Here is a 13,167-nt window from a genome sequence, read left to right as displayed (position 1 = left end):
CATACTTTTATAAAAATTAATCAAATCATTTAAATAGTTTTCAAGTTAAATAATAAATGCCACAACTAATAAGATTTAAAGCAATAAATATACCTACTAAAATACCAACAACAGCACCAACACCAATACTTGAAACTAATCCTTCACCAATAAGACTAGCTAAAAAGTAAGTTAAAATAATTAATGGTGCAACAATTAATAAACTAGTAAATAAACTAACAATTGCTTGTCCAGTACGACTTTTAATAATAACTGACATTAGCAAAGCAATACTAGTAATAGTAATAGAAAAAAATAATGTAAATAAAATAATAATTAATAATTGTCAATTAAAAATGGAACTAATCATTCCAGATAAAGGAACAACATAACCAATAATCATAACACCAATAAAAATAATAATATCAGAAATTAAAACTAAAGCTAAATTAAATATTGATGTTATAATAATAAACTTGGTTTTGCTAATTCTTGTTAAACCAATGCGTCGATAAACTACGCTTTGTTTTAAATCTAATAAAATAGCTAAAAAGGTTTGAATTGAAAAGGAAGCAGTTTGTGTCAATCAAATAATCATCAAAATAAATCGTCCAATGTTTTTACCAGCAGGTGATGATAATATTTGATTATTTCCACCAATTGATGCACCAATAAAAATCAATGGTGAAACAAAAACTGAAAAAATAATAATTGAACGATTACGTTTTAAATAACTTCAAAATAAATTAAGAAGAGATCAATCGTTATTTTTGTTTTTTAAGGTGTTTTTTTCAAGACTTAGCTCATTTTTCATTATTTTCCCCTCCTAATCTTTTTAATAACGCTTCGCTATCATACATACCTATTTTATATTCTTTAAATTTAGTTTTAACATATTCTTCAATACTTCCATATTCTTTAACAACAGTTTTAACATCATTTATACTAATAATTGAACCTTCAAACATGAAGATAATTTGTTGACAAAAACGTTCAATTTCTTGCATATTATGTGAAACAATTAATACTGAAAGATTACGTTTAATAAAAACTTCTTTTTCTAGTAATTCATAAATTCGCTCACGTACCTCTAAATCTAATCCCGTAGCTAATTCATCTAAAATTAATAAATCCGGTTCAACAATTAATGCTAATAAAATATTTATTTTTTGTTGTTGACCACCCGATAAAGTAATAATAGGTTTATTAATAAATGCTTCGGCGTCCAAATAGTACAATAACTTTTGAATGTCTTCAACATACTTATTTAAACGATAAGCTCTCATATAATATTGGGCCATATCTCAACCAGTTAAACCACGAGGAAATTTAGTTTCTTGTAATTGCATGCCTATTTTTAAATCAGATTTAATATTAATAGTACCCGTTGTTGGTTTACGAAGTTGGGAAATCATTTCACATAATGTTGTTTTTCCAGTACCATTGGGGCCAACAATACCAATTTTGGCACCAATAGCAATATTCAGACTAACATTTTTAATGACTTCATTACTATCATAGTTTTTACTGACATTAATGATTTCAACATTATTTTTTTTATCTTTAATCATAATTACTTCCTTCCTATAACTTTATAATTTTATCATAATTACTACATAAATATTACTTGTTTTTTAAGATATAAAAATTAAAATATTATATAATATAATGTAAACTTCATTAGGTTTTTACTCATTATTTTCATAAAAAGTAAATGAGTTTTTATTTTTAAAAAAGGAGAAAATTATGAAAAAAAATGCACAAAAAAAAGAAATAAAAAAATTAAAAAAAGTTTGAATCCATTTAACAAAAATTTTAGTCTTAATAATAAAGAAAAGGTATTAAAAGAAATTGCTTTAATCAATGAAAAAATTATTAACTTAAAACAAAAATTATTAGTAGATTATGAAGAAGATTTAGATGAAATTGAAAATGGAAATCTAGAATTTAATTTTAACATCCAACAGTTAAATAATGAAGATCAATATTTAAAAGATAGTACTTTTCTAATAACTAATTATGATATAAATAGTATAAATTCAGAAGAATTAATTAATATGCAATATGGTAAAAAATGTTGTCCACCATGCACAATTTTCTAATTTTAAATATTTTTATATAAAAATTTAAATAATTATTAATAACAACACATTAAGTATCATTTTTGTTTTGTGTTGTCAATATCGAGTGAAAATTTCCCAAAAATATTTATCAAAAATTAAATTATTTTGGAAAGTTACACTGTTAAATAAACACAAATTCTAAATAACCCCTAAAAATTTAGTTCCTTGTTTTCATATAGGAACTTTTTTATTTACAAACCAATTTTTAATGAATATAATAAATATGAATTAAAAATAGTTTTAGAAACCTAATTGTTTAAAAATAAAACAATTAGGTTTCTAATTTTGAAAGGATTTTTAATATATGGATAAACAATTACAAGAAAGTCAAAATCAAATTTCTAAGTTAAGTAATGAATTTAGAAGTTTGGAGAAAAAGCTAGATAATGAAAAAAGAAAAGAAAAAGAAATAAATAAAAAAATATCTTGTTTAACAAATCAAGATATTAACAATAAAAATGAATTAAAAATAAGAAATGAAATAAGAAAATATGAAAATGAACATAGAATTATTTCTCAAAAAGTAAATTATTTTGAAATTAAATTTAATTCAATAAAAGAAGAATTAAAAAAAATATCAAATTTAAAAATGGAAATTTATAACAAAAATTTAGAAAAGTTAAAAATAAAAAAGTTTGATGAAGTTGAAATTAATAGCTTTGAAAATAAAAATTATAAGGGTTTTAAAATAAAATCACTAAAATTATAAAAAAGATATTGCAATTGCAATATCTTTATGTATTTAAAATGAATTTTAAGGCACCAAATTTGCTCATATTCAAACGATTTAAAAATTTATATGTTTAGTATTCAAAAAATAAACAGCCCTTTTTAGGGCTGTTTTAAATCGAATTATTATTAATTATAAGTTATATAAATAACTTCACTTTTGGGAAATTATTACTCGATAACTAATAGGAAATTTTTACTAAATAATGACAATTTTTGTTTTGTGTTTGCTTTTATAATTTTTTATGTTAAGATTTGTTTGTTATTAAATATATAAAATAAATGAATGGCTAGGTTTTTTATATATGGATATTCAGCAATATTTTTATATTAAAAAAGTTTTTTATGCTTCTTATGTTAAAAATGTAATTTTACCTGTTTCTTTTTTAAGTAATGTTGGAAATATTAGGGGTAAATCTTATGTTGGTAATAAACAAAAGTTAAGAAATAATACTTCTCGTACTAAAACTAATTTGATACAAAAAGCATTACATAATTTTTGTGATAGTCAAATGTTAAGTTTTCTTACTTTAACTTATAAAGATAATATGCAAGATATTAGAAAAGCAAAAAAAGATATTCGTTTATTTTTTCTTAAATTAAAGAAATGATGAAATGACCCTAAACGTTCTAAATATCTAGGTGAATTAAAACATTTTTATGTTTATGAATATCAAACTCGTGGAGCAGTACATTTTCATATATTGTTTAATCGTAAAATACCTTAGAACCTGTTTAGGATCTTTTTTAACTTATTTTTGATTAAATTAATATCATAAATGTTATTTTATAGTTGAAAAATAAATTTTTAATCGATAAGTTGTCAAATGATAAAATCTTTTTAACAAAAAAATGACAAAGAAAATAAAATGTTAATTAACTGTCAGGTTAGAAATAATTATTCCCTTTTTTAGTTTAATTATGTTTAAAAGATTCCAAACAGGTTCTTACAGTATGATAATTGATTGATGACCACATGCTGGAAATGCTAAGGGTATTGATTTGAGAGTTGTTCGTAAAGGTACAAATGAGTTTGTTATTAAATATTTAGGTAAATATGTTACAAAAGCATTAGATGATGTTAAATCTTTAAATCAAGAAGATGTTGGTATAAAAGCATATGCTTTTAGTCGTAATTGTAAAAATTCTATTTATAGTTCGTGGTATTAAGAGATTGACAATTGGAGATATAATTAAAGCAAGTTTTAATGCAACGAATGTATTTTATTTTAAAACTCAAAAAGATAGTAATGGTGATACTGTTATGATTGGTGGTATTATTGAAAGTACTATTGTAAATGATTATTTTAAAGAGTATGAAGATTACGAACGATATGTATATTTAAGTGCTTTATCGCATAAGCATTATTTACGGATTAGTGAAATTGGTTATTTAATTCAAAAAGATAAAGATGTTTTGACTTGGACAGAAAAAGTTTTTGGTAATAAAGTTGAAAAAATAGATTTTAAGAAAAGATTTTTACATTAGGAAAAAAAATATTTTTTTTATAATTTTACTTGTATATATATATATATATATATATAATGCTTAATAGGTTAATGTATTACCTAGCCGTGTACATTAGCCAATTTTTTTATTTTTATTGTATTTTTATAATTTTGTGTTATATTACTAATAAGTATAGGTTTACCCTACTATACTCAATATATGTATTTTTAGATACATTACGGCTAGGAGTTGAGTTTTTTTATGTTTAAAGTTCAATTAGTTAATATTGAAAAAGGGCGTATTATTCCCGATAAAAATAATAAAGGTCAAACATTAAAGTTTGATGTTTTGAAATTTGTAGAAATAAATAAGCAAACAAGCGTGCCAACTGGCCAAACACGTGATAAATGATATAATCCGGAATTTGCTAGTGATTTTAATAATTGTTTATCTACTGTTGATTTAAAAGTTGGTAATTTTTATTCACTTGAACTTGATTTAAGCGGTAATATTAAAAAACTTTCTAATTGAAAATAGTTATTTATTAAAAGGGTAATTTTAAATAATTATTTATGTTAGGAGTTAATTTTAAATTATGGCTAAAAATAATAATTGTTCATGTGAACAAGCATTTCATTTAGCAAGGTATATGTGTAAACTTTGTGACCAAGTTATTTGTCCTAAAAGAGTTTTACAAAATTTATATACTGGAAAATATTATTGTCCAAATTGTATATTAGATATTGCTTTAAATAAGGCAATGAGACAACAAGAAAGTAAGTTAAATTATGAGACATAAATGTAGTGATTGAACTTATGAACGAGTATATGGTTGTGAAATGTGTTACAGAGTTGCTAATGAAATGGAACGAATAAGAAAACAAAATAAAAAAAATCAAGGTGGTAAATAAAAATGCAAGATTTAGAAAAACGTATTGAAGAATTAGAAATTATTGTTAATGATTTAGTTAAATTTCAAACTTTAATTTTACATTCTTTTAATTATCTTAGTAAAGATGAAGAGAAATTTAAAAATAATATTAAACGTTTAAAATAGTATTAAAAAAAACTAAATAGGGAGCATATATATATATATATATATACTTTTTTGTGTACTTTGCTCCCATGTTATACAAATTAGTATAAATATGCTCCTTATTAGTATATAAAGTAAGGAGTTTTATTTATGGAAAAAAGGAAACAGTTTAAATATGACTATATGTTAATTGATAAAGCGTTTAGAGATGCTAAGGAAGATAAGCATTTGCAAGAGATTTTAAAAAGATTAAGTGAAAAATAGAGGAGACAGTAAACATGCCTAATGAGTTAGAACAAACTAGTAATTATACTTTAAGTAAAATTTTAAGAACTGGATTAAGTCCATTAAGTGCTATGGTAGGAGTTAGTGCTTATTATGGTCAATATTTAAAAGACCCAATTTTAGGTTCTATTAATTCTTTGTTATTTAGTAAAAAGTTAGGAATTGATATATGGAATATTAATCAAAGACCAAATACTAAAACTAAAGTAATTAATAGTTTTAAAAAAATCTTATTAGGATTAGGAACAATTGGTTTAATTAATTATGCTAAGTTTGTTCAGTATGTAGATAAGTCAGTTTCTTTATTAAGAGATGAACCTTGTTTTTGACCACCTTGTCCTACACCACCACCAATTCCTACCCCAATACCAACACCTAGTCCAATAGTTAATAAACCTTTTGTAGACTGAGATACTTATATATCTTTAAATAGTTTTGGTATAGCAAATGTTATTAGTGGTTTAACTGAATTAATACCTAATAGATTTGAAACTATACGTAAAATAGCGAATACGGGTACTGGTGGTTGTTTGATTAGTAGTGGGGTTGCTATGGGTATTAATAATGATTTTAATAATGCTTATGCAATACTTACGATAATTGCCGGTGCAAGTGAGATTATAAATACTTTATTGTTACCGTTAAGAAATACACATAATAATACAGAATTACAAGAAGTATTTACTGATGAAAGAGCAAGATTAATTAATGCTAGTGTTAATGATTATCAAAGTACAGATGACGGTATGGTTGATGTTGATTTAAATGATGATAATATGTCGGAGATTAATTTAGATAGAGCAAGTTTAAATTGGGATTATTCTTATGTTTATACGTTAGGTGGTGTTTAAAGTGAAAATATATATGTGATGAATTTTAAAATTTATGGTATTAACTGGATGTATTACATTTAGTATATTTTTAGGATTATTTCCTAAGAACCTGTTTGGAATCTTTTAAACATAATTAAACTAAAAAAGGGAATAATTATTTCTAACCTGACAGTTAATTAACATTTTATTTTCTTTGTCATTTTTTTGTTAAAAAGATTTTATCATTTGACAACTTATCGATTAAAAATTTATTTTTCAACTATAAAATAACATTTATGATATTAATTTAATCAAAAATAAGTTAAAAAAGATCCTAAACAGGTTCTAACATTATACTTTTAGGGATTGTTGCAATTAAACCATTATCTATTTTAATCAGTATTGTTATAGGTTATGTTCGTATTCCATGAAATAATATTAAAAATAAAATAACAAATTGGGTTTTTAAAAGAAAAGAAAATAAATTGATTAAGAAAAATTATTTAAAAGTAGAAAGAAAAAGATATGAAAAACAAAAATTAGAAAGAAAATTTGAAAATTTAAACAATCAAATAAAAGAATTAAAACAAACATTAGAATTTCAAAATAAATTATTAGAAATTAATAATGAAATGCCAAAAATTAGCGAACAAAATAAAATGATAAAAACATTTATTTTATAAGGAGTGAATTAATTTATGAAAAAAGATAAATGAAAAAATATGCCAAGACAAAAGTTGCATAAGAAAAAGGCAAAAAGAAATTTTGAACAGAGATTAAGTGAAAATATGAATTTTAATAAGTTGTTAGGAGTTGATAAATAATGGATTTTAAGGAGATTATAAAATATGCTTTATATATTGGTGGGTTTTATTTAATTCTTTGGTTTTGTAGAAATTGAATACGTGAGGGTATAGAAAAATATAAACATAGAAAACATATAAAGGAGAATGATAGTGAGCCTGATTGTATTTTTTGTCGTAAAGATTTTGAAAAGAAGAAACGTAAATTAGAAATGGAAAAACAACAAAAAGAATTAGAGAAAGGGGGTGATTAATATGCCTGCTGGATTATCAGCATTATTAAATATGATTGGTGGTGTTGGCCAACAATTATTAAATGCTTTTACTTATATTTTTGGTTGAGTATTTACTACTGGCGATGGTGGAACACTTACAAATTGACCAGTGTTAATTTCAATTGTATTTATGGTATTAGTGTTTATCAAACAATTTGTGGGACATATTATTCATGGAACACATTAGTAATTAGAAAGGAAGTAAGCAAATGGTAAAGTTATTTTTTAGTTTGGTTTTTGTTTTACCTTTATTAGGTAAAATTTTGCCAGTTGTTAATGCTTTGTTACAAACTATTTATATGCAGTATTTAAGTTCTTTTGCTGGATTACATACTGTGACACTTTTTATTAAGTCGTTTTTTATGATAGTTTATATACTTTACCTTTGCCTATTCTTGCTTTAATAAATGTTAGTTTTGTATTTTATTTAATTTTAGGATTATTTAGATTTACAAGACATTAGGATGTGAAATTATGTTTATAACTTTTATTACAACTGTTATGCAATTATTTGCTTCAATTTTTATGAAGTTTTTTAGTTTTCCACTTGGTGATTTAGGTTTTAATTTGGGTACGTTGATGATATTTTTGATTTTGCTTAGATTTGCATTTAGGGTTATTTTACCTGAATTAATGTTACCAACATTAGCATTAGGACGTAATGTTAAAACCATTGGTCGTTTTGCTAGTAATGTAAATAATGTTGTTGGTACAAGTATTGCCAAACATCATTTAAGAAAATTGGAACAAAAAGAAGTTAAAGAAAGAATGGAACGACGTGCTAATTATGTAAGGCTTAAATATGGTGAATAGTTATGTCTAATTTTGTTTTGAGTATATTGCATTTTATTTTTATATTTTCTAGTAATGATATTGGTATATTTTTAAATCAACCAAACATTACTAATGAAGTTTATATTTTGTTTAATTTGACTTTTTGATTGGTATTAGGTGTATTTTTAATTTTATTTATCGTACTATTAAATTTGTTTTTAGGTCATTGTTTGGGTAGGTGTTAAGTATGAATGTTTTAGAAATTTACAATAAAATACATCAATGTATAGTTGATTATTGAACTATGTTTATAGGTAATCCAGTTGATGATTTTACTACTATTTTATGAAATTTAGTGGTTTATGGAACTCAATTTTTTATTGGATTTGTTTTGTTTTATGGTTCATGGTGAATTTTAAAATGTTTATTTGGTAAATAATTATGTGATTTAAGTTTGCTAAATTATTTTTTGTTGTAAATACTTCTGTTCAAGCACTCACTAGTTTAATTGTTTCAAATGACCCTAATGTTGTTAATTATGATATTACAAAAGATATGGTTAAGTATGTTAAATATAATAATTTTGATGATTGAGCAACAATTCCATGAAATTCTGCTTATTTTGACATTGACCAACCGGATTTAAAATTAGTAAGTGGTGAAATTATAGGTGGTGTAGAGAATGATTTGGATGTTGAATATCGAAGTGATGTTGTAGGTGTTAAAAAGACAACACTTAATACTGGAACTGGTGTTTATTCTTTTAAGAGATATCAGTTAGATGACATTTCTCGTATTATGTTTAATCATAATTTTATTCAATATGGCAAAAAAAATCAAATTCTTATTTATAATGTAAATCGTTGAGCTAAACCTTTGAGTTTACGTTTTGAATTAAATTTTGAAATTGATAAACCTTTAAGTTTTTATATTCAAGGTTTTATGTTTTATTTTAGTTATGAGGGTTTTTCTACATTTACTGGTGATTTTTCTTTTAGTTTTTTAGATTATGTTGGTGATACTAAATATGTTTTTAAAGGTGCAATTGATAATACTACTTTTAGTCAAGATTTATATAATTTTATATCTATGCCGGTGCGTGTTCCAAATTTAAGACATTTAACTGTATTTTTTGATATTCACGGAACTACAGATTTAACTATTTCACCAGATGTTTTATTTGGTCAAGTTAATATTTTTTCAAGTGAGAAAGTAACACCAGTTCCACCAAATAGTCCTTTTAATCCTGAGTATGAACGAGTTAGTTGATATGATGTTTTTGGTCAATTGCGTAATGCTTTTAGATGAGTACTTTATGGTGTTGTTGGTAAAGTTTTACCCGTTGAACCTTTAAGAGAATTTTTTGCTAAACTTGACGGATTATTGAGACGTATTTTTGATGATACTATTAGTTCTGTTTTAAATGTTGATTTTACTAGTGGTTTAGAACAAGTTTTAACTTTATGAGTATTTTTAAAAGCAGTAGGATTTTTAGTTGGTTAGGAGTTTATTATGAAAAAGAAAGATTTATTTGAAATTTGTAGTGGAGTTATTTTTTGTTTTTTAATATCATCGCTTACTGCGTTATTTTTTGATTTTGATGTAGACAAATTAAAGTTATTTTTTGAAAATGCTAGTTTTGGTTCAAAAATTTTAATTTTCTTTTTTGATTTTATTTTTCCCTTTATTTTAAGTTCATATTTTGTAGAGTTTTGTTTTTGAATTAAAAATAAGTTTAAAAATAAAAGTAAGGTGGTTAAATAATGCCTTGATATGGTTATTTACTTTTAGGAGTTATATTATTAATAATACTTTATCCATTTTTAATAACTAGAAAAAATATAAAGATATTACAACGTGTAGGTAGTTATATTATTTCAGCACCACCACGTACTGGTAAATCTGCTCTTGCATGTTGTTTAGCACAAAAACACAAAGGTAGAGTAGTAAGTCCTATTCCTATTAAAGTTCTTAATGAATATAGTTATCGTTGTTTGGAATGGCAACACTTTTTAGGACTATTTTTTGGTAGACACTTGTTCTTGATATTTGATAGGAGTTAAGTAGTTTAAAGTGCTGTGGATTCTTATGTTGTTGTATCAATTGATATAATCAAATAATTCTAATTTTAATTGGATTAATGATGTAAAATTTTTATCATTAATAAATTCAGTTTTGAAAGTTTTAAAAGTTGCTTCAGCAACAGCATTATCATAAGGACAACCTTTTTTGCTTAAAGATCGAGTAATATTGAATGCTAATAAAAGATTATTAATAATTTTATTGTTAAATTCATTACCTCGATCACTATGAAATATTTGGATATCTTTTAAACAGCGATTTGATTGCATAAATGCTTGATATACTAGTAATGCATCTTTTTTAACCAACCTATGTCCAATAATTTCTCGGTTAAATAGGTCTATTAATAGGCAAATATAGTTTCATTTACCATTAACTTGAACGTAAGTTAAATCACTAACAATAACTTCATTTTTAACCCTATTATTAAAGTTTCTATTAACAAGATTGGTTATTTGACTATTATTGACTTTATTATGATGATTTTTGAATGATAATTTAGTGTATTTTGATATTAAATTATGCTTATTCATAATTTCTTTAATTTTTCTGCGTGATAAATAAATTTCTTGGTTTTCTAAAATTTTTTTTAATCTTCTAGTACCATAAACTTCTTTATTTTCTTTAAAAGCACTAATAACAGCTTCATCATACATATTATTTTTGATTTTATTTTCTTTTTTCTTTAAGTTAAAATAATATGTTGATTTAGTTAAGTAACGTTTTTGTTTTATGTTTGTTTTTATATTTTTTTATGATAAGATTTGTTTGTTATTAAAATATAAAATTTGCTACTTTAAAGTAGTGTTTCATCGGAGTTTTATATATGGATATTCAACAAGATTTTTATGTTAAAAAGATTTTTTATGCTTGTTATGTTAAAAATGTAGTTTTACCTATTTCTTTTTTAAATAATATTGGAAATAAAAAAGGTAAATGTTATGTTGGTAATAAACAAAAATTGAGAAATAGTACTGTTCGCACTAAAACTAATTTAATTCAAAAAGCATTACATAATTTTTATAATAGTAATATGTTAAGTTTTGTTACTTTAACTTATGCTGAAAATATGCAAGATGTTAAACAATCAAAAAAAGATATTCGTTTATTTTTTCTTAAATTAAAAAAATGATGAAATGACCCTAAGCGTGCTAAATATATGGGTGAATTAAAATATATGTATGTTTATGAATATCAAGAACGTGGTGCAGTTCATTTTCATATAATTTTTAATAGAAAGATACCATATAATATGATACGTGATTGATGACCACATGCTGGAAATGCTAAGGGTATTGATTTAAGAGTTGTTCGTAAAGGTACAAATGAGTTTGTTATTAAATATTTAGGTAAATATGTTACAAAATCATTAGATGATGCTAAATCTTTAAATCAAGAGGATGTAGGTATAAAAGCATATGCTTTTAGTCGTAATTGTAAAAATCCTATTATAGTTCGTGGTATTAAGAAATTGACAATTGGAGATATCATTAAAGCAAGTTTTAGTGCTACAAATGTATTTTATTTTAAAACTCAAAGAGATAGTAATGGTGATACTGTTATGATTGGTGGTATTATTGAAAGTACTGTTGTAAATGATTATTTTAAAGATTATGAAGATTACGAAAAATATGCATATTTAAGTGCTTTATCACATAAGCATTATTTACGGACTAGTGAAATAGGTTATTTAATTCAAAGAGATAAAGATGTTTTGACTTGGGTTGATAAAGTTTTTGGTAATAAAGTTGAAAAAATAGATTTTAAGAAAAAAGTTTTACATTAGAAAAAAAACTATTTTTTTCTATATTTTTACTTGTATATATATATATATATATATATAATGTTTAATGTCAAAGTAATTTAAAGTCACCGATGAAGATTTTACTTTACTTTGATGTTTTTTTTGTTTTTACTTGAAATATATATAAATATCTGTATATTTATAGATAAGATGGTTTACCCACATCTTAATCTGACTTTATTAGTCGTTTCATCGGAGGTTAAGTTTTTTTATGTTTAAAGTTCAATTAGTTAATATTGAAAAAGGGCGTATTATTCCCGATAAAAATAATAAAGGTCAAACATTAAAGTTTGATGTTTTGAAGTTTGTAGAAATAAATAAACAAACAAGCGTGCCAACTGGTCAAACACGTGATAAATGATATAATCCGGAATTTGCTAGTGATTTTAATAATTGTTTATCTACTGTTGATTTAAAAGTTGGTAATTTTTATTCACTTGAACTTGATTTAAGCGGTAATATTAAAAAACTTTCTAATTGAAAATAGTTATTTATTAAAAGGGTAATTTTAAATAATTATTAATATGTTAGGAGTTAAGTTTAAATTATGGTTAAAAATGATAATTGTTCATGTGAACAAGCATTTCATTTAGCAATTTATATGTGTAAACTTTGTGACCAAGTTATTTGTCCCAAAAGAGTTTTACAAAACTTATATACTAAAAATTATTATTGTCCAAATTGTATATTAGATATTGCTTTAAATAAGGCAATGAGACAACAAGAAAGTAAGTTAAATTATGAGACATAAATGTAGTGATTGAACTTATGAACGAGTATTTGGTTGTGAAATGTGTTATAGAGTTGCTAATGAAATGGAACGAATAAGAAAAGAAAATAAAAAAAATCAAGGTGGTAAATAAAAATGCAAGATTTAGAAAAACGTATTGAAGAATTAGAAATTATTGTTAATGATTTAGTTAAATTTCAAACTTTGCTTTTACATTCTTTTAATTATCTTCGTAAAGATGAAGAGAAATTTAAAACTAATATTAAACGTTTAAAATAGTATTAA

28 protein-coding genes are annotated in these 13,167 nt (G+C 23.5%); 25 read left to right on the top strand and 3 right to left on the bottom strand.

Annotated elements, in window-relative coordinates; genetic code table 4:
• Nucleotides 1-16: 16 nt before the first annotated feature.
• Together ACXUB0_RS05405 and ACXUB0_RS05400 are read right to left on the bottom strand one after the other, a co-directional pair.
• Nucleotides 17-577 (bottom strand): hypothetical protein, encoded by a 561-nt coding sequence (locus ACXUB0_RS05405; protein ID WP_458258012.1) that lies wholly within the window; start codon nucleotides 575-577, stop codon nucleotides 17-19.
• Between the two features lie 166 nt (nucleotides 578-743).
• Entirely contained in the window at nucleotides 744-1,550 is an 807-nt protein-coding gene (locus ACXUB0_RS05400) for an ABC transporter ATP-binding protein (protein ID WP_458258011.1), read from the bottom strand.
• Between the two features lie 222 nt (nucleotides 1,551-1,772).
• Here ACXUB0_RS05400 and ACXUB0_RS05395 point away from each other — a divergent pair, with 222 nt between their 5' ends.
• The 20 genes from ACXUB0_RS05395 (at nucleotide 1,773) to ACXUB0_RS05300 (ending at nucleotide 10,329) form a co-directional block, all read left to right on the top strand.
• A complete protein-coding gene (locus ACXUB0_RS05395; RefSeq protein ID WP_458258010.1) occupies nucleotides 1,773-2,081 on the top strand; it encodes a hypothetical protein in 309 nt (102 codons plus the stop codon).
• Nucleotides 2,082-2,406: 325 nt separating this feature from the next.
• On the top strand, nucleotides 2,407-2,811 hold the full coding sequence (locus ACXUB0_RS05390) for a hypothetical protein (RefSeq protein WP_458257568.1): 405 nt from the start codon (nucleotides 2,407-2,409) through the stop codon (nucleotides 2,809-2,811).
• A 325-nt stretch (nucleotides 2,812-3,136) separates the two neighbouring features.
• Nucleotides 3,137-3,559, top strand: a complete 423-nt coding sequence (locus tag ACXUB0_RS05385) for a rolling circle replication-associated protein (RefSeq protein WP_458258009.1) — start codon at nucleotides 3,137-3,139, stop codon at nucleotides 3,557-3,559.
• Nucleotides 3,560-3,752: 193 nt separating this feature from the next.
• A complete protein-coding gene (locus tag ACXUB0_RS05380) occupies nucleotides 3,753-4,001 on the top strand; it encodes a hypothetical protein (RefSeq protein ID WP_458258008.1) in 249 nt (82 codons plus the stop codon).
• Between the two features lie 4 nt (nucleotides 4,002-4,005).
• Complete coding sequence (locus ACXUB0_RS05375) at nucleotides 4,006-4,320, top strand: hypothetical protein (RefSeq protein WP_458258007.1); 315 nt, start codon at nucleotides 4,006-4,008, stop codon at nucleotides 4,318-4,320.
• A 222-nt stretch (nucleotides 4,321-4,542) separates the two neighbouring features.
• Nucleotides 4,543-4,818: a hypothetical protein gene (locus ACXUB0_RS05370; protein WP_281748222.1), complete on the top strand. Its 276-nt coding sequence runs from the start codon at nucleotides 4,543-4,545 to the stop codon at nucleotides 4,816-4,818.
• Between the two features lie 58 nt (nucleotides 4,819-4,876).
• On the top strand, nucleotides 4,877-5,080 hold the full coding sequence (locus tag ACXUB0_RS05365; RefSeq protein ID WP_458258006.1) for a hypothetical protein: 204 nt from the start codon (nucleotides 4,877-4,879) through the stop codon (nucleotides 5,078-5,080).
• Nucleotides 5,070-5,192, top strand: a complete 123-nt coding sequence (locus ACXUB0_RS05360; protein ID WP_458257573.1) for a hypothetical protein — start codon at nucleotides 5,070-5,072, stop codon at nucleotides 5,190-5,192. The genes ACXUB0_RS05365 and ACXUB0_RS05360 overlap by 11 nt, the downstream gene beginning before the upstream one ends.
• 2 nt (nucleotides 5,193-5,194) lie before the next feature.
• Nucleotides 5,195-5,338, top strand: coding sequence for a hypothetical protein (locus tag ACXUB0_RS05355; RefSeq protein WP_458258005.1), 144 nt, complete (start codon nucleotides 5,195-5,197; stop codon nucleotides 5,336-5,338).
• 257 nt (nucleotides 5,339-5,595) lie between these two features.
• Nucleotides 5,596-6,453, top strand: a complete 858-nt coding sequence (locus ACXUB0_RS05350; protein ID WP_458258004.1) for a hypothetical protein — start codon at nucleotides 5,596-5,598, stop codon at nucleotides 6,451-6,453.
• A gap of 446 nt (nucleotides 6,454-6,899) precedes the next feature.
• Entirely contained in the window at nucleotides 6,900-7,097 is a 198-nt protein-coding gene (locus ACXUB0_RS05345; protein WP_458258003.1) for a hypothetical protein, read from the top strand.
• A 15-nt stretch (nucleotides 7,098-7,112) separates the two neighbouring features.
• The gene (locus ACXUB0_RS05340) at nucleotides 7,113-7,238 is read left to right on the top strand and encodes a hypothetical protein (protein WP_458257636.1); all 126 of its coding nucleotides are present in this window, start codon (nucleotides 7,113-7,115) and stop codon (nucleotides 7,236-7,238) included.
• A complete protein-coding gene (locus ACXUB0_RS05335; protein ID WP_458258002.1) occupies nucleotides 7,238-7,471 on the top strand; it encodes a hypothetical protein in 234 nt (77 codons plus the stop codon). The genes ACXUB0_RS05340 and ACXUB0_RS05335 overlap by 1 nt, the downstream gene beginning before the upstream one ends.
• A gap of 1 nt (nucleotide 7,472) precedes the next feature.
• Nucleotides 7,473-7,679 carry a hypothetical protein gene (locus ACXUB0_RS05330; protein ID WP_174480363.1) on the top strand — a complete coding sequence of 69 codons (207 nt, stop codon included), beginning with the start codon at nucleotides 7,473-7,475 and terminating at the stop codon, nucleotides 7,677-7,679.
• A gap of 22 nt (nucleotides 7,680-7,701) precedes the next feature.
• The gene (locus tag ACXUB0_RS05325; RefSeq protein ID WP_458258001.1) at nucleotides 7,702-7,896 is read left to right on the top strand and encodes a hypothetical protein; all 195 of its coding nucleotides are present in this window, start codon (nucleotides 7,702-7,704) and stop codon (nucleotides 7,894-7,896) included.
• A 70-nt stretch (nucleotides 7,897-7,966) separates the two neighbouring features.
• The gene (locus ACXUB0_RS05320; protein ID WP_458258000.1) at nucleotides 7,967-8,305 is read left to right on the top strand and encodes a hypothetical protein; all 339 of its coding nucleotides are present in this window, start codon (nucleotides 7,967-7,969) and stop codon (nucleotides 8,303-8,305) included.
• 208 nt (nucleotides 8,306-8,513) lie between these two features.
• The gene (locus tag ACXUB0_RS05315; RefSeq protein ID WP_458257999.1) at nucleotides 8,514-8,705 is read left to right on the top strand and encodes a hypothetical protein; all 192 of its coding nucleotides are present in this window, start codon (nucleotides 8,514-8,516) and stop codon (nucleotides 8,703-8,705) included.
• Between the two features lie 2 nt (nucleotides 8,706-8,707).
• Nucleotides 8,708-9,769, top strand: a complete 1,062-nt coding sequence (locus ACXUB0_RS05310; RefSeq protein ID WP_458257998.1) for a hypothetical protein — start codon at nucleotides 8,708-8,710, stop codon at nucleotides 9,767-9,769.
• Between the two features lie 9 nt (nucleotides 9,770-9,778).
• The gene (locus ACXUB0_RS05305; RefSeq protein WP_174481476.1) at nucleotides 9,779-10,030 is read left to right on the top strand and encodes a hypothetical protein; all 252 of its coding nucleotides are present in this window, start codon (nucleotides 9,779-9,781) and stop codon (nucleotides 10,028-10,030) included.
• Nucleotides 10,030-10,329, top strand: coding sequence for a hypothetical protein (locus ACXUB0_RS05300; protein ID WP_458257997.1), 300 nt, complete (start codon nucleotides 10,030-10,032; stop codon nucleotides 10,327-10,329). Before ACXUB0_RS05305 ends, ACXUB0_RS05300 begins: the two co-directional genes overlap by 1 nt.
• On the opposite strand, the gene ACXUB0_RS05295 is transcribed toward ACXUB0_RS05300, so the two are convergent.
• A complete protein-coding gene (locus tag ACXUB0_RS05295; protein WP_458257996.1) occupies nucleotides 10,285-11,004 on the bottom strand; it encodes an IS3 family transposase in 720 nt (239 codons plus the stop codon). The two genes, ACXUB0_RS05300 and ACXUB0_RS05295, sit on opposite strands and share 45 nt — an antisense overlap.
• Nucleotides 11,005-11,174: 170 nt before the next feature.
• On the opposite strand from ACXUB0_RS05295, the gene ACXUB0_RS05290 reads away from it, so the two are divergent.
• From ACXUB0_RS05290 to ACXUB0_RS05270, 5 genes are all read left to right on the top strand, one after another.
• The gene (locus ACXUB0_RS05290) at nucleotides 11,175-12,134 is read left to right on the top strand and encodes a rolling circle replication-associated protein (RefSeq protein ID WP_458257995.1); all 960 of its coding nucleotides are present in this window, start codon (nucleotides 11,175-11,177) and stop codon (nucleotides 12,132-12,134) included.
• 229 nt (nucleotides 12,135-12,363) lie between these two features.
• Complete coding sequence (locus tag ACXUB0_RS05285) at nucleotides 12,364-12,639, top strand: hypothetical protein (protein WP_281748222.1); 276 nt, start codon at nucleotides 12,364-12,366, stop codon at nucleotides 12,637-12,639.
• A gap of 60 nt (nucleotides 12,640-12,699) precedes the next feature.
• Nucleotides 12,700-12,903, top strand: a complete 204-nt coding sequence (locus ACXUB0_RS05280) for a hypothetical protein (protein ID WP_458257994.1) — start codon at nucleotides 12,700-12,702, stop codon at nucleotides 12,901-12,903.
• Complete coding sequence (locus ACXUB0_RS05275; protein WP_458257993.1) at nucleotides 12,893-13,015, top strand: hypothetical protein; 123 nt, start codon at nucleotides 12,893-12,895, stop codon at nucleotides 13,013-13,015. The genes ACXUB0_RS05280 and ACXUB0_RS05275 overlap by 11 nt, the downstream gene beginning before the upstream one ends.
• Nucleotides 13,016-13,017: 2 nt before the next feature.
• Nucleotides 13,018-13,161 carry a hypothetical protein gene (locus tag ACXUB0_RS05270; RefSeq protein WP_458257992.1) on the top strand — a complete coding sequence of 48 codons (144 nt, stop codon included), beginning with the start codon at nucleotides 13,018-13,020 and terminating at the stop codon, nucleotides 13,159-13,161.
• Nucleotides 13,162-13,167: the final 6 nt, after the last annotated feature.

It is taken from the genome of Spiroplasma endosymbiont of Dactylopius coccus (assembly GCF_977110965.1).
This window is presented reverse-complemented; position numbering and strand designations above follow the sequence as displayed.